Raw genomic sequence first — 936 nt, forward strand, 5'->3', positions numbered from 1 at the left:
TTTGCAACTATGAGTTATAGCGATTGGAGTACGAGTGCCACTATACACTCGGCATGCACCTTTGGTTTTGTTACCAGCGTCGAAGCCATGTCGTCCCCGTAACTTTTACCAAGATTAAGCGTCTGGCTTCGACTGCGTCGAGTCCCGGCCAGCGGGCGGAGCCGCTGTCGCTTATGCCTTTTGAAGGCCAAGAAATTGGCTTTCAATTTGAGACAAAACAGGCATAAGCCCATGTCGTCCCCGTAACTTTTACCAAGATTAAGCGTTTGGCTTCGACTACGTCGAGTCCCGGCCAGTGTTTTAGCAACTGTCGCTTATGCCGTAATTTAATTGTTAGTCATTATATAGGGGCGCTTGTTGGGAATACAAGGCAAGCCTATTTATTTTACGTGTTCTCGAACAATACGTGCTTTCTGGCGATCCCAGTCACGGTTCTTCTCGGCATCTCGTTTATCGTGATCTTTCTTACCTTTGGCCAGTGCTATCTCGCATTTGATGTGGTTTCCTTTCCAATAAAGCGCCAATGCAACACAGGTGTGTCCAGCTTGGTTCATTTTGGCATTTATCTTTGCGATTTCTTTTTTATGTAGCAATAGCTTTCGTTGGCGCGTTGGTTCAGCGATAACGTGAGTACACGCTGACGTTAGCGGTGTGATATAGACGTTAAGAAGCCAGGCTTCACCGTTTTTTAGGAATACGTGTGAATCCGTAAGCTGAGCTTTGCCTTCTCTTAAGCTTTTGACTTCCCACCCTGTTAGAGCGAGTCCGGCTTCGAACTTTTCTTCAATATGGTAGTCGTGTTTAGCTTTCTTATTGAGAGCAATGGTGCCTGGCAGTTGTTTTGGTTTTTTCTTGGCCATATATCTATTGTTATCACTATCTCGTACAAATAGACCTAAACGTTTCTAGGGCTATAAAAATGAACCATTCTACACC

Annotated in this window: 1 protein-coding gene and 1 other RNA gene; both read right to left on the reverse strand. The window is 45.0% G+C overall.

Annotation, left to right across the window (positions count from 1 at the left end):
* Positions 1 to 98, reverse strand: a transfer-messenger RNA (tmRNA) gene (gene ssrA, locus A3766_RS01810); the annotation flags it as partial.
* 282 nt (positions 99 to 380) lie between these two features.
* Complete coding sequence (gene smpB, locus A3766_RS01815; protein WP_068514034.1) at positions 381 to 860, reverse strand: SsrA-binding protein SmpB; 480 nt, start codon at positions 858 to 860, stop codon at positions 381 to 383.
* Positions 861 to 936: the final 76 nt, after the last annotated feature.

It is taken from the genome of Oleiphilus sp. HI0132 (assembly GCF_001635845.1).